Annotated in this window: 22 protein-coding genes and 1 pseudogene; 7 read left to right on the top strand and 16 right to left on the bottom strand. The window is 62.2% G+C overall.

From position 1 onward, the window contains the following. Positions 1 to 18: 18 nt before the first annotated feature. Positions 19 to 813 carry a tRNA1(Val) (adenine(37)-N6)-methyltransferase gene (locus tag QQL76_RS10990; protein ID WP_499207670.1) on the bottom strand — a complete coding sequence of 265 codons (795 nt, stop codon included), beginning with the start codon at positions 811 to 813 and terminating at the stop codon, positions 19 to 21. 7 nt (positions 814 to 820) lie between these two features. Beyond that, positions 821 to 1,048, bottom strand: a complete 228-nt coding sequence (locus QQL76_RS10985) for a putative signal transducing protein (protein WP_126011166.1) — start codon at positions 1,046 to 1,048, stop codon at positions 821 to 823. A 110-nt stretch (positions 1,049 to 1,158) separates the two neighbouring features. Between QQL76_RS10985 and QQL76_RS10980 the strand changes: the two genes are divergently transcribed. The 4 genes from QQL76_RS10980 (at position 1,159) to moaB (ending at position 5,714) form a co-directional block, all read left to right on the top strand. Continuing rightward, positions 1,159 to 2,175: a polyprenyl synthetase family protein gene (locus QQL76_RS10980; protein ID WP_499207669.1), complete on the top strand. Its 1,017-nt coding sequence runs from the start codon at positions 1,159 to 1,161 to the stop codon at positions 2,173 to 2,175. Between the two features lie 147 nt (positions 2,176 to 2,322). Further along, entirely contained in the window at positions 2,323 to 4,224 is a 1,902-nt protein-coding gene (locus QQL76_RS10975; RefSeq protein WP_499207668.1) for a tetratricopeptide repeat protein, read from the top strand. Positions 4,225 to 4,227: 3 nt separating this feature from the next. After that, entirely contained in the window at positions 4,228 to 5,151 is a 924-nt protein-coding gene (locus tag QQL76_RS10970; RefSeq protein ID WP_499207667.1) for a 4-(cytidine 5'-diphospho)-2-C-methyl-D-erythritol kinase, read from the top strand. Continuing rightward, complete coding sequence (gene moaB, locus QQL76_RS10965) at positions 5,148 to 5,714, top strand: molybdenum cofactor biosynthesis protein B (RefSeq protein ID WP_126011169.1); 567 nt, start codon at positions 5,148 to 5,150, stop codon at positions 5,712 to 5,714. Before QQL76_RS10970 ends, moaB begins: the two co-directional genes overlap by 4 nt. On the opposite strand, the gene QQL76_RS10960 is transcribed toward moaB, so the two are convergent. Beyond that, positions 5,677 to 6,195, bottom strand: coding sequence for a glycosyl transferase family 2 (locus QQL76_RS10960; protein WP_499207666.1), 519 nt, complete (start codon positions 6,193 to 6,195; stop codon positions 5,677 to 5,679). The two genes, moaB and QQL76_RS10960, sit on opposite strands and share 38 nt — an antisense overlap. Before the next feature lie 117 nt (positions 6,196 to 6,312). Here QQL76_RS10960 and QQL76_RS10955 point away from each other — a divergent pair, with 117 nt between their 5' ends. Next, on the top strand, positions 6,313 to 7,470 hold the full coding sequence (locus QQL76_RS10955; protein ID WP_499207665.1) for a radical SAM family protein: 1,158 nt from the start codon (positions 6,313 to 6,315) through the stop codon (positions 7,468 to 7,470). Between the two features lie 267 nt (positions 7,471 to 7,737). Then, positions 7,738 to 8,403 (top strand): ribonuclease HII, encoded by a 666-nt coding sequence (gene rnhB, locus QQL76_RS10950; RefSeq protein ID WP_499207664.1) that lies wholly within the window; start codon positions 7,738 to 7,740, stop codon positions 8,401 to 8,403. 65 nt (positions 8,404 to 8,468) lie between these two features. Here rnhB and QQL76_RS10945 read toward each other — a convergent pair whose 3' ends face one another. The 13 genes and pseudogenes from QQL76_RS10945 to QQL76_RS10885 form a co-directional block, all read right to left on the bottom strand. Continuing rightward, on the bottom strand, positions 8,469 to 8,948 hold the full coding sequence (locus QQL76_RS10945; protein ID WP_499207663.1) for a F0F1 ATP synthase subunit B: 480 nt from the start codon (positions 8,946 to 8,948) through the stop codon (positions 8,469 to 8,471). A 10-nt stretch (positions 8,949 to 8,958) separates the two neighbouring features. Then, positions 8,959 to 9,552, bottom strand: a complete 594-nt coding sequence (locus QQL76_RS10940; RefSeq protein ID WP_499207662.1) for an ATP synthase subunit B family protein — start codon at positions 9,550 to 9,552, stop codon at positions 8,959 to 8,961. An 82-nt stretch (positions 9,553 to 9,634) separates the two neighbouring features. Continuing rightward, the gene (locus QQL76_RS10935) at positions 9,635 to 9,862 is read right to left on the bottom strand and encodes a F0F1 ATP synthase subunit C (protein WP_126013498.1); all 228 of its coding nucleotides are present in this window, start codon (positions 9,860 to 9,862) and stop codon (positions 9,635 to 9,637) included. Between the two features lie 79 nt (positions 9,863 to 9,941). After that, positions 9,942 to 10,691 (bottom strand): F0F1 ATP synthase subunit A, encoded by a 750-nt coding sequence (locus QQL76_RS10930; RefSeq protein WP_126011175.1) that lies wholly within the window; start codon positions 10,689 to 10,691, stop codon positions 9,942 to 9,944. Between the two features lie 68 nt (positions 10,692 to 10,759). Beyond that, positions 10,760 to 11,125 (bottom strand): AtpZ/AtpI family protein, encoded by a 366-nt coding sequence (locus tag QQL76_RS10925; RefSeq protein WP_126011176.1) that lies wholly within the window; start codon positions 11,123 to 11,125, stop codon positions 10,760 to 10,762. A 262-nt stretch (positions 11,126 to 11,387) separates the two neighbouring features. Continuing rightward, positions 11,388 to 12,455, bottom strand: a complete 1,068-nt coding sequence (locus QQL76_RS10920) for a cell wall hydrolase (protein ID WP_499207661.1) — start codon at positions 12,453 to 12,455, stop codon at positions 11,388 to 11,390. A gap of 323 nt (positions 12,456 to 12,778) precedes the next feature. Continuing rightward, positions 12,779 to 14,218 carry a ribosome biogenesis GTPase Der gene (der, locus tag QQL76_RS10915; RefSeq protein WP_499207660.1) on the bottom strand — a complete coding sequence of 480 codons (1,440 nt, stop codon included), beginning with the start codon at positions 14,216 to 14,218 and terminating at the stop codon, positions 12,779 to 12,781. A gap of 337 nt (positions 14,219 to 14,555) precedes the next feature. After that, positions 14,556 to 15,206 (bottom strand): annotated as a pseudogene (locus tag QQL76_RS10910) (tetratricopeptide repeat protein); the annotation flags it as partial. A 191-nt stretch (positions 15,207 to 15,397) separates the two neighbouring features. Next, a complete protein-coding gene (locus QQL76_RS10905) occupies positions 15,398 to 15,979 on the bottom strand; it encodes an NnrU family protein (protein ID WP_499207659.1) in 582 nt (193 codons plus the stop codon). 19 nt (positions 15,980 to 15,998) lie between these two features. Next, positions 15,999 to 17,288: a peptide transporter gene (gene sbmA, locus QQL76_RS10900; RefSeq protein ID WP_499207658.1), complete on the bottom strand. Its 1,290-nt coding sequence runs from the start codon at positions 17,286 to 17,288 to the stop codon at positions 15,999 to 16,001. Positions 17,289 to 17,442: 154 nt separating this feature from the next. Continuing rightward, positions 17,443 to 18,603 (bottom strand): MFS transporter, encoded by a 1,161-nt coding sequence (locus QQL76_RS10895; RefSeq protein WP_499207657.1) that lies wholly within the window; start codon positions 18,601 to 18,603, stop codon positions 17,443 to 17,445. A gap of 12 nt (positions 18,604 to 18,615) precedes the next feature. After that, positions 18,616 to 19,575: a UDP-glucuronic acid decarboxylase family protein gene (locus QQL76_RS10890; protein ID WP_499207656.1), complete on the bottom strand. Its 960-nt coding sequence runs from the start codon at positions 19,573 to 19,575 to the stop codon at positions 18,616 to 18,618. 1 nt (position 19,576) lies between these two features. Beyond that, positions 19,577 to 20,707 (bottom strand): glycosyltransferase, encoded by a 1,131-nt coding sequence (locus tag QQL76_RS10885; protein WP_499207655.1) that lies wholly within the window; start codon positions 20,705 to 20,707, stop codon positions 19,577 to 19,579. Between the two features lie 268 nt (positions 20,708 to 20,975). Here QQL76_RS10885 and QQL76_RS10880 point away from each other — a divergent pair, with 268 nt between their 5' ends. Continuing rightward, entirely contained in the window at positions 20,976 to 22,004 is a 1,029-nt protein-coding gene (locus QQL76_RS10880) for a TerC family protein (protein WP_499207654.1), read from the top strand. The last annotated feature ends 11 nt before the right edge of the window (positions 22,005 to 22,015 follow it).

Below are 22,015 nucleotides of genomic sequence, written 5' to 3'. Positions count from 1 at the left end.
AGGAACGTGGTCCGCTGCTCAGCGGGGATAGTCGCAAAGCCCGTTGTTCATAGCGTCGACCGCCGGCGAGAAGGCATGACTTTCGCCTTCGTGCATGATCAGGGGCGAGCGCAGAATGAGGGAGGCCCTGCTGCCTTTGATCGCGGTGACGAGAATGCGGATCGCCGGCTCGCCCACGCGCGGATGGACAGGCGTGATCTGAAGGCCACCGAAGCGGCGCCCGCATGCGGCGATGATGTCGCCGATCGAGACGGGTCTCGCGATGAGGGATAACTGCCCGCCGGGCTTTGCGATCGCGCATGCCGTGCGGATCCAGTTCTCGAACAGGCCCGTCGGCATGGCATGAGCTTCGGCCTTGATCCGGTCCGGCGTCTGGCGGTCCGCCTCTGGATTGAAGGGCGGGTTCATGATGACGTGCTCGAAGGCATCGTCCTTGAGGCCGGCGGCGACACGCGCACGGCCCGTCAGCGTCACATCCGCCTCGACGATATCGACGCGATCGCGCACATGCCGATTTTGCTCGAGATCGAGCGATTTGCGGGCGAATTCCGCCATCATCGCGGAGCGCTCGAACAGGGTGACGTGCAGTGCGCCGAGGCGTGAGGCAGCGGCCAGGCCGGCTGCGCCGGCACCGGCGCCGAGATCGGCAAGTTGGCCTCTGGCCGATCCAGGCACCATCGCGGCCAGAAGCATGGCATCCATGCCGGCGCGATGGCCCCTGCCCTTCGGCTGCACGAGCGCGAAGCCGCCGCGATGGAAAGCGTCGACCGTCTCGGCGAATTGATCGTCTTCAAGGACAGAAGATCCGGTCACCGAACTCTCACCGCTGTTCGCGCAGTTCCTGGCCGATGCCGGCGTCGATCATCAGGCGGCGCGCCGCGATTGCCTGGTCGGAATCGACAAGAATGCGCTTGGCCAGCACGCCGATCGAACCTTCCGCGATGCTCATGTTCTGGTCGGCGATGAAATAGCCGATCTCCGCTTCCTTCAGGAGACTCTCGGCAAAGGAGATGATCACCGGATCGTTCGTCCTGATCAATTCCTCCATGGCCGTTCCTTTCATCCTGCGCGTCGCTGTGAGCGCGCCAATTCGCCACTTGCCGGGCAACCCGCCCCTTTCTATGCTTTCAACCATGATTTGAACAGGAGTGTGAGCGCGTGGGCGTCGTCATCCCGCTGGACGAGAAAAAGAATCAGGCAGCGTCGGTCAAACCTTTGCAGGATTTGACGAAAGCCGACATGGAACGCGTCAATCAACTGATCCTGGCTAAGGCTGGCTCCCATGTGGAGATGATTCCGGAAATCGCGCGGCATCTGATTGCGTCCGGCGGCAAGCGGTTGCGCCCCATGCTGACGCTCTCGGCTGCGCAGATGTGCGGCTACTCCGGCGATCATCACATCAAGCTCGCGACCTCGGTCGAGTTCATGCATACGGCGACGCTGCTGCATGACGACGTGGTGGATGAAAGCGACATGCGTCGCGGCTCCTCCACGGCGCGCATCATCTGGGGCAATCAGGCGAGCGTGCTCGTCGGCGACTTCCTGCTCGGTCAAGCGTTCAAGATGATGGTCGAGGTCGGTTCGCTGGATGCGCTCGACGTGCTGTCGAGCGCGGCAGCCGTCATTGCCGAAGGCGAAGTGCTGCAATTGTCCGTCGCCAAGAACATGGAAACGACGGAAGACGACTATCTCGCCGTCATCCGCGCCAAGACCGCCGCTCTCTTTGCCGCGGCTGCCGAAGTGGGGCCGATCGTTGCCGGGTCCGACAAGGCGACCCGCAAGGCGCTTTCGTCCTACGGCACCAATCTCGGTCTCGCCTTCCAGCTCGTCGACGACGTTCTCGACTATGGCGGCAAGGCTGCCGATCTCGGCAAGAATGTCGGCGACGATTTCCGCGAAGGCAAGGTCACGCTGCCGATCGTCCTGTCCTACCGTCGCGGCACGGAAGACGAGCGCGCCTTCTGGCGCTCGGCAATCGAAACAGGCGAGAACGACGATATGGCGCTCGAGAAGGCGCTCGGCCTGATGACCAAATACAACGCCTTGTCGGACACGATCGCGCGCGCCAACCATTATGGCGACATGGCGCGCGACGCGCTCGCCCCGATGCCCGAATCAGAACACAAGGCGGCGTTGCTCGAAGTGATCGATTTCTGCATCAGCCGCGTGACCTGAGGGCGCAACATCGGCCAAGGCGCGCTTTGCCGCGCACACAAAGGCGTGACCTGGCGCTTATTGCCAAGCCACCAAAAAAAGCCATGCTGTGCTGTCAGACGGTGGCCCAACGGGCGCGACCGTGCCTAAGACTGGAAGGGCTTGCGAATGCTGAAGGGATGGATCGAGCGGCTGGCTGGATCAGCGGCGATCGGCTTGATTGCCGCGGTTGTCGGCTTTTCCGCTCTGATGTCGGCAAATGCACAGGAGGCTTCGCCGCCTCCCGCGGAAGCAGCGGAAGACGTCCCCGCCATCCCATTGGATGCCGAATCGATCGGTAGCTTCGCCGGCGCATTCCTGGCAGCGCGCACCGCGGATGTGGATCGGGATACGGCATCGGCCATCGGTTTCTATGCCCGGGCACTCGCCTTCGATCCGGGCAACAACGAGATCAAGCAGCGGCTTATGCTTGCCCACATCGCCGAGGGTCAGTTCGATGAAGGACTGATGCTTGCCGAAGAACTGAAGGACGATGCCTCGATCGAGCGGGCAACGGATCTGATCCGCGCCGTCGAAGCACTCCGCAATCGGGAATTCAACACGGTCGAGACCTTGCTCGACTATGATGGTGTGAACGAGCTTGACCGGCTGCTTTCCGGTTTGCTGCGCTCCTGGGCACGGCTTGGCCAGGGCGAGACCGACGAAGCGTTGACGATGATCGACGAGCTTCAAGGGCCGGAATGGTACGGCATCTTCCTCAACTTCCATGGCGGATCGATCGCGGCTGCCGGCGGCAACGTCGCCGAGGCGCGCAGCCGGCTGAATGCTGCGATCACCGACCAGGCTGGCGGCGGTGCGGCGCCCGACACCTATATGCGCGCCGTCATGGCGCTTGCGGCGCTGGAAGCCCGTGAGGGCAACCAGCAGGCCGCCCTCGACGTGATTTCCACGGGCGAGACGTTCTCGCCCGACTACGCGCCCTTGACCGCATTGCGCCAGTCGATCGAAGGCGGCGAGAGCCCTCCTTCGGACATCGACACCGCGCAGGATGGCGCCGCCTCGGTGCTTCACACCGTTGCCGCAGCGTTGAACCGCGAAGGCGCCGAAGAGATCGTGACGCTCTATCTTCAGCTGGCGCGCGTGCTGGATCCGGAAAATGCCGCAACACTCATTCTTCTCGGCGGGCTTGCCGAGAACATGGAGCGGTCCGAAGAGGCGATCGCGATCTACGAGAGTATTCCGGAAGATTCTCCGATGCGCCGCATCGCAGAATTGCAACTCGGGCTAAACCTCGCCGATCTTGGCCGGACCGAGGAAGCGAAGGCCTATCTGCAATCGTTGATCGAAGCCGATCCGAACGACATGCGCTCCTACCTCGCCTATGGCAGCGTGCTTTCCTCGGCCGAGCAATATGACGAGATGGCCGCCAATTACGACCGCGCAGCCGAGGTGATCGGTGACGATGCGGAGCGCAGACATTGGAACATCTTCTTCCAGCGCGGTATCGCTTACGAGCGCCTGAAAGACTGGGAGCAGGCCGAACCGAACTTCCTGAAATCGCTGGAGCTCTTCCCCAATCAGCCGCAGGTGCTGAACTATCTCGGTTATTCCTGGGTCGACATGAACATGAACCTCGACGAGGGCATGGAGATGATCGAGCAGGCGGTCGCTCTGCGCCCGAACGACGGCTACATTGTCGATTCGCTCGGCTGGGCCCATTACCGCCTTGGCGACTACGAAGCCGCGGTTCAGGAGCTGGAGCGCGCTGTGGAACTGCGCCCGGCAGATCCGACGATCAACGATCATCTTGGCGACGCCTATTGGCGGGTGGGCCGCAGGCTCGAAGCTGTGTTCCAATGGAACCGCGCTTTGACGCTGGAGCCGGAGGACGATCAGATCCCGTTGATCCAGGCGAAGATCGAGGACGGTCTGGACGACACACCGCCGCCCGCAACGGCCAATGGTGGACCTGAAGAGAGCCGGACGCCGCCGGCTGTCGCCGATCCCGACGAGCGCTCCGATCTGCCTGAGCTGCACCGCACCTTCACGCGGGATGTCGTTGCTCGCTAAGCCATGGCAGCCACGATCGATTGGGATGCCACGCCTTCGGCCGGTTCTGCTGCGCTCGTCACGCAGCATGCGGCCGCCAAGATCAATCTCGCGCTTCATGTGACCGGCCGGCGTTCAGACGGCTATCATCTGCTCGAAACGCTGGTCGTGTTCACCGAAGCCGGCGACACTCTGACGATCGAACCGGCGGCATCCGATAAGCTGGTGCTGTCGGGGCCGTTCAGCGAAAAGCTCTCCCAGAACGAAGACAATCTCGTCAGCCGCGCCCGCGACCACCTGCGGTCGGCGCTCGCGGCAGATAGCCGGAGCGCACCGCCGGTGGCGATTCAACTCGACAAGCATCTTCCGATCGCGTCCGGCATAGGCGGAGGTTCCGCAGACGCGGCGGCTGCGCTGCGCTCGCTTCAGGCGCTGTGGCATGCAGAAGATATCGATCTGAGGCCGTTGGCGCGCGATCTCGGGGCCGATGTCCCGATGTGCCTGTCCCGCCAGCCTCAAATGGCTAGCGGCATCGGTGAACACACAAGGACGATCGAAGGGTTTCCGGCCCTCGATCTCGTGCTCGTCAATCCGGGCGTGCATGTGGCGACGCCGGCGGTGTTCGCCGCGCTTATCCGCAAAGACAATCCGCCGCTGCCCTCTGTGTCAGGTCTCTCGACGTCGAGCAGCGTGATCGACTATCTGCGCGAGACGCGCAACGACCTGCAGCCTGCCGCGATCGGATTGGTGCCGGAGATCGAACAGGCGCTCAAAGCCCTGGAGACGAGCGATGCCCTCTTCTCTCGCATGTCGGGATCGGGCGCGACATGTTTCGGCCTCTATGCCGATCCACATCAGGCGGCACGCGCGGCCGCCCAAATCGTAGAACACGCGCCGCACTGGTATGTGACAGCAACCCGCAGCTTCGCCACGGAGAACAGCCAATGAGCCGTATCGACGAGACCCGTTCCTTCGTGCCCGTCGGTATCGCGGTGCTGACGGTCTCCGACACGCGTTCGATCGCAGAGGACCGTTCCGGCGACACGCTGGTTGCACGCATCGAGGAGGCCGGGCATGTGCTGAAGGAGCGGGCCGTCGTCACCGACGATATTCCCGCCATTCGCGAGCAGGTGCTCAAATGGAGCAAGCGTGCGGATATCGACGTGATCATCTCGACCGGCGGGACGGGGTTTACGGGTCGCGACGTCACGCCCGATGCTCTCGAGCCGATCTTCGAGAAGCGGATGGACGGATTTTCCGAAGTCTTTCACCGAATTTCCTATGACAAGATCGGCACATCCACCATTCAGTCACGCGCGACCGGCGGCGTGGTGAACGCGACCTTCGTCTTCGTGCTGCCCGGCTCCCCCGGCGCCTGCAAGGATGCCTGGGACGGCATCCTGAAGCTACAGCTCGACTACCGGCACATGCCGTGCAATTTCGTGGAAATCATGCCGCGGCTCGACGAGCACCTCAAGCGCGGCGCGGCGACCGCCCGGCCGGCACGATAGCGCAATCCAGCGTCACCGGCTTGACCAGCTTCGCCACGTCGCGAAGGCCAACTGCCCCTTCGAGCCTCGGCGCGATGGCGCTTTTCTTGACGACCAGCCCGAAAGCGAGCGCCGAGCGCTGCTGGCGGAAGCGCTCCAGTACCGACGCCCGCACCTGTTGCGCGCGCTTGAAACGCGCCGGGCGACCATCATAGCCGAGATGCGATGCAAGACGGTCGATCCAGCCGGGCAACAGCCGGGCCCCCGGCTCGATCATCATCAGCCAGTCCGAGCGCGCCCCAAGCAGCGCCTCATGGACCTCCGAAGACGGGCGGATCCGGCAACCGGCGGCATCCGCGACAGTGCGCGACGCTTCGTTCATGCCGCGATCGATGATGGTGACATCGCTGATGACGCCTTCCACCGCACCGGGTACGAGCATGGCGAGCGTCAGCGCCAGCGCTTCGTCATCCTGGCCTGCTTCTATCAAAACGGAGATCATCCTCTCGATTTAGACTATTGCAGCGCACAATGCCAACGCCGCTAAATGTTCTTGTTTTGTTTCATTTGCTCGTATAGGAATAAAGTCATCAACACGCGATTCCCGATGGAGGCGCAGATGACGGCCCTGACCAACCTGAAGAACACGGCGTTTTCGGAACTGCATCGGCCGGATATTGCGGACTTCCTGGTCCGGCAATCGGAACTGCGGGTCAGCGACGAGCGTCGGCGCGGCCGTGGTGCGGGTCTCAATCCTGCTGGCAGGTTTGAAACCGAAAGCCGTCATGTGTTCGATGATGGCTGGGAAAGTCTGGAAAACTTGCCGCCGTTCCAGACCAAGGTGCAGGTCGAGAAGCCGCGGACGATCATCACGCGCAACCAGTCGCCCGACATTTCCTTCGATCGGTCGATCAATCCCTATCGTGGGTGCGAGCATGGTTGCATCTATTGTTTCGCCCGGCCGACCCACAGCTATATGGGCCTCTCCGCCGGTCTGGATTTCGAATCACAGCTCTTCGCCAAGCCCGATGCAGCGAAGCTTCTGGAGCGCGAGCTGGCGAAGCCGGGCTACGTGCCGCGCTCCATCGCGATCGGCACCAACACCGATCCCTACCAGCCGATCGAGCGCGAGTGGCGCATCATGCGGCAGGTCCTGGAAGTGCTGTCTGCCGCCAACCATCCTGTCGGCATCGTTACCAAGTCAGCGTTGGTGACACGCGACATCGATATCCTCGGCCCGATGGCCGAGAAGGGTCTTGCCAAGGTGGCGCTGTCGATCACCACGCTCGACCGCAAGCTCGCCCGCAGCATGGAGCCGCGCGCATCGACACCGGCGAAACGCCTGGAAGCCGTGCGCACACTGAGCGAAGCGGGCATACCGGTGTCGGTAATGACGGCGCCGATCATTCCGGGGCTCAACGATCACGAGATCGAGCGGCTTCTCGACTCTGCGGCGGCCGCAGGCGCCAAGGAGGCAGGCTACGTGCTGTTGCGGTTGCCGCATGAGGTGAGCCCGCTCTTTCGCGACTGGCTGCTGCGCAATTATCCTGACCGCTATCGGCATGTGATGTCGCTCATCCGGTCGATGCGGGATGGGAAGGATTACGATGCGGAGTTCGGCAAGCGGATGCGTGGGGCCGGTCCCTATGCCTGGCAGCTTGGGCGCCGCTTCACGCTCGCAGCCAAGCGGCTTGGCTTGAACACGAGCCGGCGGCAGCTGCGCACCGACCTCTTCGTCCCGCCGCTCGGCAATGGGGTTCAATTGGCGCTGCTTTGAGCTTAGCGCGCATTTCGCTTTGACAGACGCCGTCCGCCGCAAACGCGGCGCCTGTCATGGTCTCGAGCAAAACGGCCGGCCCTGCCCCATCCGTCGCCCGTTTCGAGACCCCGATGGACGGGCCGTCGCATCCAATGGATGTGGCGGCCCGCCCTCGCTTTTGTTGAGCACGCCGCCCGCTTCCATGCGACTTGTTCAAGCTCAAGTCACAGCTTTGGCCTTGAGCCAGTCTTGCCGGTGCCGCGGCACGGTGCGAAAAGCGGTGGCATGAGTCGCACCAAGAAAAAGCCCGAACCCGAGCTTCTGTTCGAGTTTCCGCAAGGTCCAGATTTTTCGCTGGAGCTGGCTGCCATCAGCCGGGGGCTCCGCCTGATCGCCGGGCTCGACGAGGCCGGGCGCGGGCCGTTGGCCGGGCCGGTCGTCGCAGCAGCGGTGGTGTTCCGCGCAGGGGCCGTGCCGGACGGGCTCGATGATTCCAAGAAGCTGACGGCGAAACGCCGCGAAGAGCTCTTCGATCAGATCCTTGCCAGCGGTGATGTGTCGATCGCCTCGTCATGCCCAAGGCGCATCGACGCGATCGACATTCGCAAGGCGAGCCTCGACGCCATGCGCCGCGCGCTTGCCGGCCTGCCGGAGATGCCCTGCCATGCGCTGATCGACGGCCGCGACGTTCCGCCAGGTCTTGCCTGCGGGGGTGATGCCATCGTCAAGGGTGACGCGCGCTCGCTCTCCATCGCAGCCGCCTCGATCGTCGCCAAGGTGGTGCGCGATCGCATGATGGCCAGGCTCCATCACAGCTATCCCGATTACGGCTTCCAGCTCCATGCGGGCTATCCGACAGAGATGCACCGCAAGGCCTTGGCGCTCGTCGGACCCTGCCCGCTGCACCGCCTGAGCTTCCGGCCGATCAAGGTTGACGGGCAGATCGGTTGATCTGAAACGGAAAAAGGCCGGACGTTTCCGCCCGGCCTCAAATTCAGCCCGATATCAATCGAAGCTCAGTTCAGACGCTGCTTCACTTCGCCGATCGACTTGTCGAACAGCGCCTTCTGCACGCTGGCATCGCTGCGCTCGACGATGATGCGCTCTGCTGCCGCGATCGCGAGGTTGACGGCCGAAGCCTTCACTTCGCTCACTGCATCGGCTTCTGCCTGGGCAATCTTCTCTTCGGCCATGGCCGTGCGACGCGTCACATATTCCTCGGTCTTCGCCTTGGCTTCACGCACGATGGCCTGAGCCTCGCGCTCTGCAGACTGGACGATCTCGGAGGCTTCCTGCTCAGCGTCCTTACGGCGGCGCTGATACTCGGCCAGCAGCTGCTGGGCCTCTTCACGCATGCGCCGCGCTTCATCGAGCTCGTTGCGGATGGCATCGGCGCGCTTGTCGAGCGCCTTTGCCATCATGCCCGGAACCTTCAGATAGGCGATGAGGGCGAGGAAAATGAGAAGGGAGGCAAAGGCCCAAAATGTAGCGTCCATCTGGCTCTCCCTACTCGTCGTTGGCAACAGCCTTGACGGCTGCGCTTGCAGTTGCCGGAGTGACCGTTGAGCCGGTCAATTGTTCGACGATGGCGACGGTCGTATCTTCTGCGATGACATCGACTTCGCCGAGTGCGCGCGCCTTGATTTCGGTGATGCGCTTTTCGGCTTCGGCCATCTTGGCGGCGAGATCCGATTCGATCTGCGTGCGCTCGATGTCGGCCTCAGCCTTAGCATCGTCGCGTGCCCGCTGACCAATCAAGCTGGCCTTGGACTTCGCTTCGGCCAATTCCTGCTCATAGGCAGCGATGGCCTCGTCGGCTTCGCTTTTCAGCCGCTCGGCCTCATCGAAGTCCGACGCAATGCGGTCGCGGCGGTTTTCGAGAATGCCGCCGATGCGCGGGACGATGACCCGCTGCATGAAGAGATAGAACAGCCCGAAAGTGATCGCGAGCCAAAGAAGCTGCGACGCAAAGGTCGAGGAGTCGAAAGGCGGGAACAGGCCAGACCCTTCGGCACCATGATCTTCCACACCGGTCTCGGTGTTGAGGTTCTCGGTTGGGACCGGTTCCGCATCCTGGGCGAATGACGGGGTAACGAGCATTATCCTCTCCGCATATGGGGATCGGCCACGCCTGCCGCTTCAGGCGGAAGGGCGTGGCCGAAAGGCATGCACTGCGTTCGTATCAGACTGCGAAGAGGAGCAGCAGAGCGACGAGCAGCGAGAAGATGCCGAGAGCTTCCGTAACGGCGAAGCCGAATACGAGGCGGCCGAACTGGCCGTCTGCAGCCGACGGGTTGCGCAGAGCGCCCGAGAGGTAGCTGCCGAAGATGTTGCCGAGGCCGAGGGCGGTGCCCGCCATGCCGAGACAAGCCAGACCGGCGCCGATGTAACGTGCTGCTTCCGCTTCCATAGTGAACTCCTTCATCAAGATTGGTGCGGTTTAAGGATACCGGCGGACGGATGCCGGCGATGTCGTGCGAGCCCTGCGTCTAGTGTCCAGGATGCAGGGCGTCGTTGAGGTACATGCAGGTCAGAACGGCAAAGACGTAGGCCTGCAGGAAGGACACAAGAAATTCGAGACCCGTCAGCGCGATCGTCATCAGGAGCGGCAGGATCGAGCCGACGACACCGAGCGCACCGAGCGCGCTCATGGAGGTGACGAAGCCGGCGAAGACCTTGAGCGTGATGTGACCGGCCAGCATGTTCGCGAAAAGACGAACGGAAAGGCTGATCGGACGCGACAGGAACGAAATGACTTCGATGGCCGAAACGAGCGGCACGATCAAAGGCGGCACCCCATGGGGCACGAACAATTTGAGGAAGCCGATACCGTGCTTCATGAAACCGTAAACGATGACGGTTCCGATCACGAGCATGGCAAGCGCGAATGTCACGATGATGTGGCTGGTCACCGTGAAGAAATACGGCACCATGCCCATCAGGTTCGCCACGAGAACGAACATAAAGAGCGAGAAGACGAGCGGGAAGAACCGCATCCCTTGCGTCCCCGCCCCTTCGCGCAACATATTCGCGATGAACTCGTAGGACATTTCGGAGATCGACTGCATCCGGCCCGGGACCAGACCGCGATTGGCCGTCGTCAGGAACAGGAACCCGCCGGCAGCGGCAACCGTCGCAACCATGAACAGCGAGGAGTTGGTGAAGGAGAAGTCCAGATTCCCGATCTCGATTGGGACCAGTCGTGAAATCTGAAACTGTGAGATTGGATCGTCTGCCAATTTCCTGCCCCGTCCATCGCTCGAGTGTGAGCGGAATTTCTACTTGCCGTCGACGCGACGACCGATTGTCATAGTTTTGGCCGGTCGGCAACCTTACCGACGGACCTAAGCACATTCAAAACGCCGGCGGCGAAGCCAAGCATCAATAAAACGATCAATCCCCAAGGCGACGTTTCGAAATAACTGTCGAAACCGTACCCAAGGATGGCGCCGACCGCGATGCCGGCGATGAACTCGCTCGACACCTTGACGGCGACACCCCAGCCCGTATCCGAACCATCCCGGTCCTTCTCCGCCTGGAGCGCGGACTTCTCGCGCTGCTTGCCGATCGATGCGGCCAAGGCATCGCGGCGTCTGGCCAACTCGGCATCGTCGAACGGCTGCGACCGGTTGTTCGCGTCGTCCTTGCCGTTTTCTGGCAATGTCTCGCGCATACCGAACTCTTTCGAGAATGTTCGACCCATAAGGCCTTGCCGAGCGGCCGAAAAGCTGCCCTGAAGTCGGGCGCACCATAGTTTTAGGGTGTTTTATAGTCAAGGTGACGACAAGCCTATTCGGCTCCGCCGTTTGCCCTTCCGAATCAATGACTTAGCTTGATTCCGGCGCCACATCCCGGCATGCGCCAATATGTCCGGGTCGGCGCAAGACTGGCATCAGCTGATCATAGGCGCCTTCATGCCCGACAGGCCTGGGCGGTCAGCTCCAGCCGCCGCCGTGGGTGCGGTAGAAGATATGAAGGCCGATCTTACCCATCCTGGACATGGAACGGGCCCAGCGCGGATTGACGTAGGTCGCGTGGTAATGCGTCGAAGAACCGACTTCCGACAGCCAGATCTTGCCGGCCGTCGTCGCCATGGCGATCTCTTCCGCAATGTCCCAGTGACGCGGCGAGCGCACGACATCGGGTATACGGTCGCAGGCGAACGAGAACTGGCAGCGATTGCGCCAATTCTTGTTCTGGTAGACGACGCCGCAGATCGTGTTCGGATAGGCGGGATTGCGCACCCGATTGAGAATCACCTGGGCGACTGCCGCCTGCCCCTTCACGCTTTCGCCACGCGCTTCGAAATAGATGCCTTCCGCGAGGCACTTCTGCTCAACTGCGGTAAAAACGCGCGGCGGCAGCGGCGTGGATGCCCAGTAATGGTCGTTGTCGAGAACCGGCGGAATGAAACGGCCGGTTTCTTCCTTCTCTCGAAGGACGGACGCAAAGGGTGATTCTGTCGCATAATTCGGACCGGTCGGCGCATAGGCCGTGGCGAGCACATCCGGCCGGTCGTTCGTCACCAGATCGGCAAGCATCGAGGATACGCCATTCACCGATGGCTGCTCATGCGGGTAGAAGGTTTGCGCGATCTGGATTTCCTTGCCGTCGAATTCCGGGGCAACGAAGGCCATCAGGCTGCTGTCGTCCAGCGCTTCGGGACGAAAGAGACTGGATGTGCGCTCCAGAATGGAGCCCGCCGAAAAGGCCTTGGGCGGCTGGATCGGCGCAATGGACAGGATGCGCCCGCGCTTGGACGAGCGGTTCACGCGATCCTCGTCCGCCGTCACGCTGTTCTTGTCGTCGGCGCCGCGAAAGGCGATGCGCTCGCCGTCCTGAAGCTCGACGCCGGCACCGACCGTGCCGGTCGTCATCGCGTCGGCAAACCGGAATTCGGCTGTGTGAAGCGAGCCCGCCGGTGCGGCGATCATGTGAGCCCGCCACCGGGCCGATGTGTCCGTCTGGCCGACCATGCTCGCCATGTCGGAAAACGCCGTCATGGATGGGCTCGCAAGGAGGCCTACCCAGGCAAACAGAAGCGGCGCTGCCCATGCAGCGCGTCCGGTCTTCAGTTTGCGTGTCTGTCGCTTCGATCCACGATTACGCCCCGCCACTTGCACACTCCAACACCCGAACTCGTCCTGATCCCTATGCGCTGAGAATGATTGATTAACCTTGATGGGAGGTTAACCGCGGCGGGACAGGCGTGCGGATGCGGCACGTAGGGGCGATTCGAGGTCAGATTGGGACGATCCGTCGTCCAGAACGCGGCAAGAAAGATCGCCGCACGCAACGCGGCGATTCGCCGAGGCGATCAATCGCTCTAGTAGATCTTGCGCGTCTTCTTCGGTGCGAACGGGTTGTCGGACTTCCGGTAGCTCAAGCGAATCGGAACGCCAGGCAGGTTGAAGTCGACCCGCAACTGGTTCGTCAGATAGCGCGTGTAGGACGCCGGCAGCGCATCGGGCCGCGTGCAGGACACGATGAAGCCCGGCGGACGCGCCTTGATCTGCGTCATGTATTTGAGCTTGAGGCGCCGGCCGGCCACTGCCGGTGGCGGATGCTGCGCCGTTACCTGTTCCAGCCAGCGGTTCAGCCTGGCGGTCGAGATGCGGACGTTCCAGACCTTGTGGGTGTCGACTACGGCCTGCATGAGCTTGTCGAGGCCTTCGCCGGTCTTGCCGGCAACGGGCACGGCACGGATGCCACGTGCCTGCGGCAGGAGCCGCTCGGTCATTTCGCGCAGCTTCGCCAAGGTCTCCTGACGATCTTCGATCGCATCCCACTTGTTGAAGGCAAGCACCAGCGCCCGGCCTTCACGAAGCACGAGATCGGCGATCTGCAGATCCTGCTTTTCGAAGGGGATCGCCGCATCGAGTACGACGATGACGACTTCGGCGAATCGAATGGCACGCAGCGCATCGGCCACGGAGAGCTTTTCCAGCTTTTCCTGAACGCGGGCCTTTCGGCGCATGCCCGCCGTATCGAACATCTTGATGCGACGACCGCGCCAATCCCATTCGACGGAAATCGAATCACGCGTGATGCCGGCCTCTGGGCCGGTGAGCAGCCGCTCATAGCCCACGAAGCGGTTGATCATGGTCGACTTGCCGGCGTTAGGACGGCCGACAACGGCGACGCGCAGCGACTTCGTCTCGTCATAGGCGGGCTCAGGCGCGTCCTCGTCGTCGTCCGTGTCGAGCGGCACGTCGACATTGGCGATCGCCTGGTCGTCCTCGTCCTCGACGTCCTCCGGAAAAGCGCGGTCTTCGCCGATCTTCTCGACGATCGCGTCGCGCAGATCGAGCATGCCCTCGCCGTGCTCGGCCGAAATGGGGCACGGATCGCCGAGGCCGAGATTGTAGGCATCGAGGAAACCGGCGTCCGAACCGCGTGCTTCGGACTTGTTGGCGACCAGAACGACAGGCTTGGCCTTGCGGCGCAGAATTTCGCCGAAGGCAGCATCGACCGGGGTGACGCCGACCTTGGCGTCGATCAGGAACAGCGTCAGGTCGGCCTCGTCGATGGCGGCCTCGGTCATGCCGCGCATGCGCCCTTCGAGCGTTTCGGCGCCGCTTTCTTCCAGACCAGCCGTGTCGATGATGGTGAATTCGAGGTCGATCAGCCGCGCATCGCCCGGCCGGCGGTCGCGCGTGACGCCGGGCGTATCGTCGACGAGCGCCAGCTTCTTGCCCACAAGGCGATTGAAGAGCGTCGATTTGCCGACATTCGGCCGTCCAACGATGGCGACGGTGAAACTCATATTGTTATCCTGCCGTGGGCGCGCCCATGACCCGTTCAAGACGCGCTTCGGGCCCGTAGCGGGCCCGAGAAAGAGGTGTTGCCGTCATCGCCGCCCTTGGCGGGCGTCAGGACGGGTCTTCGGCTTCCAACGATTCCAGAGGAACCGTTTCCGGTGCCGTATTCAATTCGCCATTGCCTTCGGCCGGAGCATTAGCATCGTTTGCAGGCTCATCGGAAGCGGCATCTGGTGCGTTGCCTGGCATGAGGCCGGGCGCCAGGTCCTCGAGCGACAGCGGTGCAGCGGGAGGTGCAGCAGGCGGCTGGCTCGGCGGCGCCGTCGAAGCGTCGGGATCATAGGCGGCGATCACTTCGAGCATGATCTCCGCGCGCTCGGCCGAGGCCGGCGTCGCCTGACCATCGGACGCGATCCGGTCGAACCAGCCTTGCGCAGTTTCGATGTCTTCGGCGCGCCAGGCCGCAAGACCAAGCGCTTCGCGCGCCGAATGGCGCATGGCGTGATCATCGTTTTCGGCGAGATCATTCACGACAGCCACGACGTCATCGTAGGAGCCATGGTCGACGAGGAGATAGGCCGCCCTGATGCGAGCAGCTTCCCGGATGGCGATGGGAACCGAGGTGTCATCACCGATCGCCCGGAAATCGGCTACGGCCGCGTCGACGTCGCCGGCTTCGGCCTTCAGCGTCGCGGCACGCATCCGCGCCAGCACGGGATAGGAGCCGAACCCGTCCGCTTCCAGCGCGTCCAACGCGGCCAGTGCTTCCTCGGTGCGGCCTTCGCGAGCATGCGTCAGCGCTTCGAGAAAAGCATCGCCGGCCTGCGAGGCCTGCTGCGTGCGCCAATAGGTGTAACCACCCCAGGCAGCGGTCGCCGCGATGATGACGATGACGGCCGTGATGATCATCCAGCCGAAACGGCTCCAGAAGGAGCGCAGCCGCTCGGAGCGCACATCCTCGTTCACTTCACGGAAGAAACTGTCGTCAGTCATTCCAAATCCCGTCATGCAGCCGCGCAGCGCTCAACCGGCAACTGCCCTTGGCATCCACTTTCGCGCGCCTGCCGATCTGCAAGCTTCGTTCGAAAGCACTCAAATTCGCACAAGCCGGCCTTCTAGACGATTTTGCGCGCCGTGTAAGGGGGCGGTGCCTGTTTTAGCGCCGGAAGAGATCGACTGGCTTCTCAGCCTATCGGTGCGACGCCGATCAGCCAGAGGTGCAAGCGCCACACGAACAGGAGATAAAGCACGATCCCCGCGACCAGCGCGATGATGTCGCCACGCGCGGAAACGGCAACCGGCAGCCGGGTCTCACCGGCACGCAACCGTCGCTTCTCCGAGATGCGATCGGCCACGGCCCATGCCAGGAAGCTCGCCAACAGGATGAAAGAGGCGAGATCGCCATTGGCAAGCAGATGCGCGAGCGCCCAGATTTTCACCGCAAGCAACATGGGATGCTTCACCGCCGCCTTGATGCGACCTGTCGGACCCTGTGACGCGACAAGCAGGATCATCGCCGGCAGCATCAAGAGCAGCGCGATATGCCGCGTCCAGACGGGCGGATCATAAAGGATTGGCGCGGTCATCCGGGCCTGGCCATAACCCCAGACGAGGATCACAAAACCGAGGAGGGCTACAATCGTATAGAGGCCCTTCCAGGCACGCTCGCCGCGCCGCGCAATGAAATCGCGCCGGAAATTCGGCGCGACGATACGCGTAGAGTGAATGCCGAGGAAGATGACGATGCCGGCGATCAACAGGAACACGGTTCACTTATCCTCTTGGTCAAGCCGACGGCGTCAAAGGTTCGGGAACATCGGCTGCTGGGTTCGGGCCATGCTCGGCGAGATATTTCTCGTCGATCGAGGGCAGTTTACCACCGAAGATCGCAGCTTCGAATGCAGCCAGACGCTTGTGGATCGACAACAGTTCAACGATCGTGGTCCAGGAATTGATGAGGAACTGGAACGAGGACGAGACCTGGCCGAACGCCGTCAGGATCTGTTGCCAGATGCCTAGCGTAATGGCGCCCGCGACGACCGTCGGAACAAGAATGATGTTGAGGTAGATCGCATCCGCCTGGATGTAGAATCCACGCGCGATGTTGAAATACATATAGTGAAAATAGAGCCGAAAATAGTTGCGGCGCACATTGCCGAAAAGCTCGCGAACGGTCGGGGGCTGAGCGCGGTCGCCATCGTCTTCCCCGTAGACGAGTTCCTTGCGGTAGGCAGCTTCGACGCGCTGGTTCCGAAACTCCAGACCAGGAAGCTTGATCCCGACGGCTGCAAGAAGCACGGTTCCGAAGACCGACCAGAACAGAAGGGCGGTGAACAGCGGCTTCGGGATCTGCCCGAGCAGCGGCACTTCGGTGATATAGTCGGACAGCACCCAAAGCACCGGCAGAAACGCAAACAGGGTCATGATGGCGTCGATCAAGGCGACGCCCAAGCCTTCCATGATCGCGGCGAAGCGCATCGTGTCTTCCTGAACACGCTGCGAGGCACCTTCGATGTGGCGCACGCGAGTCCAGAACGACATGTAAAAATCGTTCATCGCCTGGCGCCAGCGGAAGATGTAATGGCTGACGAAGAAGCGCACGCCTACGAAGATGGCCATGGAGACGAAGGCGATCTCCGCGAACTGGATGATCAGGATATAGAAATCCGCTTCCTGAACCTCGCCTTCACCACTCAGCGCCGCCTGAAACAGATCGAAGAATGGCCGGCGCCAATTGTTGAGCGCCACGCTGATCTGCACCGAGAAATACGTGGTGAATATGATGAGGGCAGAACCCAGCACCGACCATGTCTGCCACGGATGCGGCGCGTACCAGGCCCAGAAGCCGGCGAACATGGCGGTCGCCACCGCAAAGACCAGATAGAACCACATGAACTGGGGCGTGACGAAATATCCGAGCCCGATGATCGGAGCGCTGTCCGGTGCAGCGAACTGGAAGCCAATTGCCTCAGCGACGCTATCGCCGATCGTGTACCAGAAAGCGACGACGCAGGCGGTCCAGAGAAGCGCTGACAGAAAGAAGGGTTTCGGCTTCGGAAAGAAGGATTCGAACACGTGACCTCAAACTGTCTCAAATTGTACGGGGGCTTCAGTGGCCGGTCGCGACGCTAGGACACTTGCCTGCGCACCGCAACGGACAACCCCAACCATGACAAAGGTTTAATCTTGTCTTCCCCTGCGCAAATGGCGGGAAAACGGGAGACGTCCGTTACGCGCGAGCGGAGCGAACGACCAGGGCAGCCGACAGGATGAGAGCGAAGGCGGCGAGCAGGCTGGCAATGAGATAACTGCCCGACCGTTCCGCGAGATAGCCTGCGACCACCGGCCCGACGATCTGACCGATGCCGAAGGCCGCGGTCATGAAGGAGAGGCTACGCCGCTGACTGTCGGGCGCAAGCGATCGCGCAAACTGCAGCCCGTAGGCGGTGATGACCACGAATGTCGCGCCCAGAAGAACGCCGCCAACGAGGGGTCCAAAGGGGGATGGCAAGAGGACGCTCGCTGCCACGCCGAGTGCCTCGACAAGGCAACCCGCCGCCATCACCTTCGCTACGCCGAACCTTTTGACCAGGGGCTGAGCGGCCGCCACCGACACGGCCGCCGCAAGCCCTGTTAAAAGCCACACCAGCGCTTCAAAGCCGACGCTGCCGCCATCCGAACGGATGATCGCGATCAGGAACGTCGCAGTGACGATATAGCCGAAGCCGAAGATGCCGTAGCCTGCTGTCAGCGCGACAAGACGCGGCGACCACGTCAGGGGCTGTTCCCGCCCGGTCGCGCCGCTTGCGGGCGCAACAGGCGCAGGCAGGAAGGCGACGGCGAACAGCAGGCCGCCGGCTGATAACGCTGCCATCGCGAGCCATGACTGCACGGAGCCCTGCCCCGCAAAACCAAGAGCGCCAACAAGCACCGCCGACAGCGCCATGCCGATGCCGACTCCGCCGAAATGCACCGATTGCACGATGGGTTTCCCGGCGCGTGCGCCATGGCCGAGCACGATGCCGGCGGAAAAGATCATCAGAAACGCGCTGGCCACGCCGGCTGAAAAACGCAACAGCGCAAAGGCCGCAACATCTTCTGCGACAGCCATCGCAGCGAGCAGCACCGTGTTTGCGGCAATCGCACCGAGCGCGATGCGGCGTTCGTGCCCCGCGGCCCAGCCAAAGGCGGCGAGGACCGCGCCGACCAGATAGCCGGCGTAATTGGCGGATGCGATGAGACCGGCCTGGGCTGCATCGATGCCCCGTTCGGCCATCATTTGCGGCAGGATCGGCGTGAAGGCAAAGCGGCCGATCCCCATGCCGACGGCCATCGTCACCATGCCGGCAAGCGCAACCGTCCAGAGTGGCTTTGCGGTGGCGCTTGTCATCGCGGTGCCCGTCTATGCCGTTTCCAACTGCCGGAAATAATCGATCGTGCGCTGCATGCCCTCCTCCAGCGTCACCTTCGGTTCCCAGCCGAGCGTCGTGCGCGCGCGGGTGATGTCCGGCTGGCGCTGCTTCGGATCGTCGGTCGGAAGCGGCTTGTAAACGATGCTGGAGGTCGAGCCCGACATGGCGACCGCCCGCTCGGCAAGTTCGCGGATCGTCATTTCGCGCGGGTTGCCGATATTGATGGGGCCCGTCACGGTCTCGTCGGTGTTCATCAGGCGGACGAGACCGTCGATGAGGTCGTCGACATAACAGAACGAGCGGGTCTGCGAGCCATCGCCATAGAGCGTGATCGGCTCGCCCCGCAGCGCCTGGATGATGAAATTGGACACGACGCGGCCGTCGGCGGGATGCATGCGCGGACCATAGGTGTTGAAGATGCGCGCGACCTTGATGGCGAGGCCCATCTGGCGGTGATAGTCGAAGAACAGCGTTTCGGCGCAGCGCTTGCCCTCGTCATAGCAGGAGCGCGGGCCGATCGGGTTCACGTTGCCCCAGTAATCCTCCGTCTGCGGATGAACGCTCGGATCGCCATAGACCTCGCTGGTCGATGCCTGGAGGATCTTGCACTTCAGCCGCTTGGCAAGCCCGAGCATGTTGATCGCGCCGTGCACCGAGGTCTTCGTCGTCTGGACGGGATCGTACTGGTAGTGGATCGGCGACGCGGGACAGGCGAGATTGTAAATCTCGTCGACCTCGACATAGAGCGGGAACGTCACGTCGTGGCGCAGGAATTCAAACCGCGGATTGGCGTGCAGATGGTCGATGTTGCGCTTCGAGCCGGTGAAGAGATTGTCTAGGCACAGGACTTCATGACCCTCGGCAAGCAGCCGGTCCGTCAGGTGCGAGCCGAGGAAGCCGGCGCCACCGGTGATGAGGATACGCTTGCGGCTGTCCATCAGTCTCGGCATGTCATTGATCTTTCTTCTTCAATTCATCCGGTGGCCCGCCCGCCCATTCGGCAAGCAATGCTTCGGTGATCGCTCGTTCCGTCAGGTTCGACAAGGCATGCGCGCGGGCGGCATGCGCCATGTCCCGCAGCCGCGGTTTGTCCGCAAGCGCAGCCACGACGCTCTCGACCGCGCGCGCTTCCTCGTCCGGGTAATACACGAGGCAGTGGCGATCGACCTTGAGTGGGCGGTATCGATCAATGGTCGGCGCATTGACGAGCGGAACGGAGCCCGCGATCGCCGCCTCCATGTGGCGGTAGCAATCCCAGCCGAGCCCTTCCGGCGACAGCGTGATCCAGGCCTTGGCGCAACGCGCCATGAAAGCATCGAGCGGCAAGCGACCTTCAGGAACATCGACCGTCACACCGGCGGCGCGCAGCGCCGCGATCAAGGCAGGCATGCGCGACCGGACATGGCTGTTGCCGTCGATCCCGCCGGCGAAGAACACATCCGCCGTCTTGTCAGCGCCGAATGCCTTATCCGCCGCTTCGGTCTGCTGCCTGTTGAGGCCGAGGCCGATCGGTTTCAGCTTTGCAAGGCGCTTCAGCCAGCGCGGCTTTCGGCGGAAGCTCGCGCCGGGAAGTCGCCGATGGCCGGAGCCGTAGAACACCTGCCAATGATCCACCGGCAGTTCGCGCTTGCAATAGGCATCTGCCTTGTCGATCCAGGCGAAGTGGTGGCTCGGAATGCCGAAACTGTCGGATCGCTCAATGGCAATCAGCGGTTTTAGCGCAACGAAGCGCAGGAGTTCGAAGAAGAGCGGGCTGGTGAGCGCCCCCCAAGTCTCGCGGATATCGCCCCGAAATAGCGAGAATTTCAGCGCCGCTAAATACGATCGCGGCTGCCAGCCGGCATAAAAGGGCGGATGGACGACCACTAGACGATACCGGCCGCTCCGCATCGCCCGGCGGATCGCCAGAAAATCGCGCAGGCCGAGATAAGGGCGACCCTGGCGCAGATCGGCGCGGTAGCTCGCGTAAAGCGCCTCCGTCCTTTCCGGCATGGCCCAATGAAAAAGGCCGGTCTCGCCGATCTCCAGGATATCCTGCTTTGAAGGGGCATCCAGCCCTTTGTCGACATCCAATTCCGGCACCTGGCCTCTCCGATCGCAGCGGCGCTCTTCTATCGGATCGAAGGCGTCAAGGCGATGGTGAAATCGCTCCCTGTCGTCACCACCACTTGTCGCGCGATGCTTGCGCAACCATTCACGAAAAATTTGACCCCGGCCTCTTGATCGTTAAAGGGCCTGCCTTTATCTGCCGCCCCGTAACGCAGCTCCGGGCCCCTCTGGCGAAAGCTTCCGACCCACTTCGTGATGTCGGGCTGCAAACACCAACCTTTGGGTCGGCGGCGTTATATTCATGGACTTTCTCTTTTACGGCTTTCTCGGCCAGCCACTCTGGATGTGGCTTGGCTTCATCTCGCTCGTTATCGTCCTTCTCGTTTTCGACCTCGGCGTTCTTCACAAGGACACGCGTGAGATCGAAATGAAGGAAAGCCTGCTTCTTTCGGGCTTTTACATCACCCTCGGCCTGCTTTTCGGCGGTTTCGTCTGGTACCAGCTTGGGCCACAGTCGGGCATGGAGTACCTCACGGGCTTCGTGGTCGAGAAGAGCCTTGCGATGGACAACATCTTCGTCATCGCGATGATCTTCTCCTACTTCGCGATCCCGCGTGAATATCAGCACCGCGTCCTGCTCTACGGTATTCTCGGCGTCATCATCCTGCGCGGCATCATGATTGCTGCGGGTGCCGCTATCGTCGAAAACTTCGAGTGGGTGCTTTACCTCTTCGCCGCGTTCCTGGTCTTCACGGGCGTGAAGATGCTCTTTGCGTCCGATCACGGCTATGACGTCGCGAATAATCCCGTGCTCAAGTTCATGCGCAAGCGGTTCCGCGTCACGGATCAGCTGCACGGCCACAACTTCGTCGTGAAGCAGGAAGACCCGAAGACCGGCAAGCTGAAGACCTTTGCCACGCCACTGCTTCTGGCGCTGGTTCTGGTCGAAATCGCCGACGTCATCTTCGCCGTCGACTCGATCCCCGCGATCTTCGCGATCACGACCGATCCGTACATCGTCTACACGTCGAACATCTTCGCGATCCTCGGCCTGCGTGCGCTCTACTTCGCACTCTCGGCGATGATCCACCGCTTCGTGTACCTGAAATACGCTCTGTCGATCGTGCTGATCTTCATCGGCTCGAAGGTCTTCCTGGCCGACATGCTGGGTCTCGCAAAGATCCCGCCGGCCGTATCGCTCTCGATCACGCTTGGCATTCTGCTGACGGGTATCTTCGCCTCGCTCTGGGTGACCCGCAAGGAAGAGCGCGAAGCGGCACCTGCAGCCGATTCGCCGGAAGCCAACCCGGCCGAAAATTTCGGCCGCTAAACGGATACGCG

Source organism: Rhizobium albus, assembly GCA_030160035.1.
Classification (GTDB): Bacteria; Pseudomonadota; Alphaproteobacteria; order Rhizobiales; family Rhizobiaceae; genus Georhizobium; species Georhizobium albus.
This window is presented reverse-complemented; position numbering and strand designations above follow the sequence as displayed.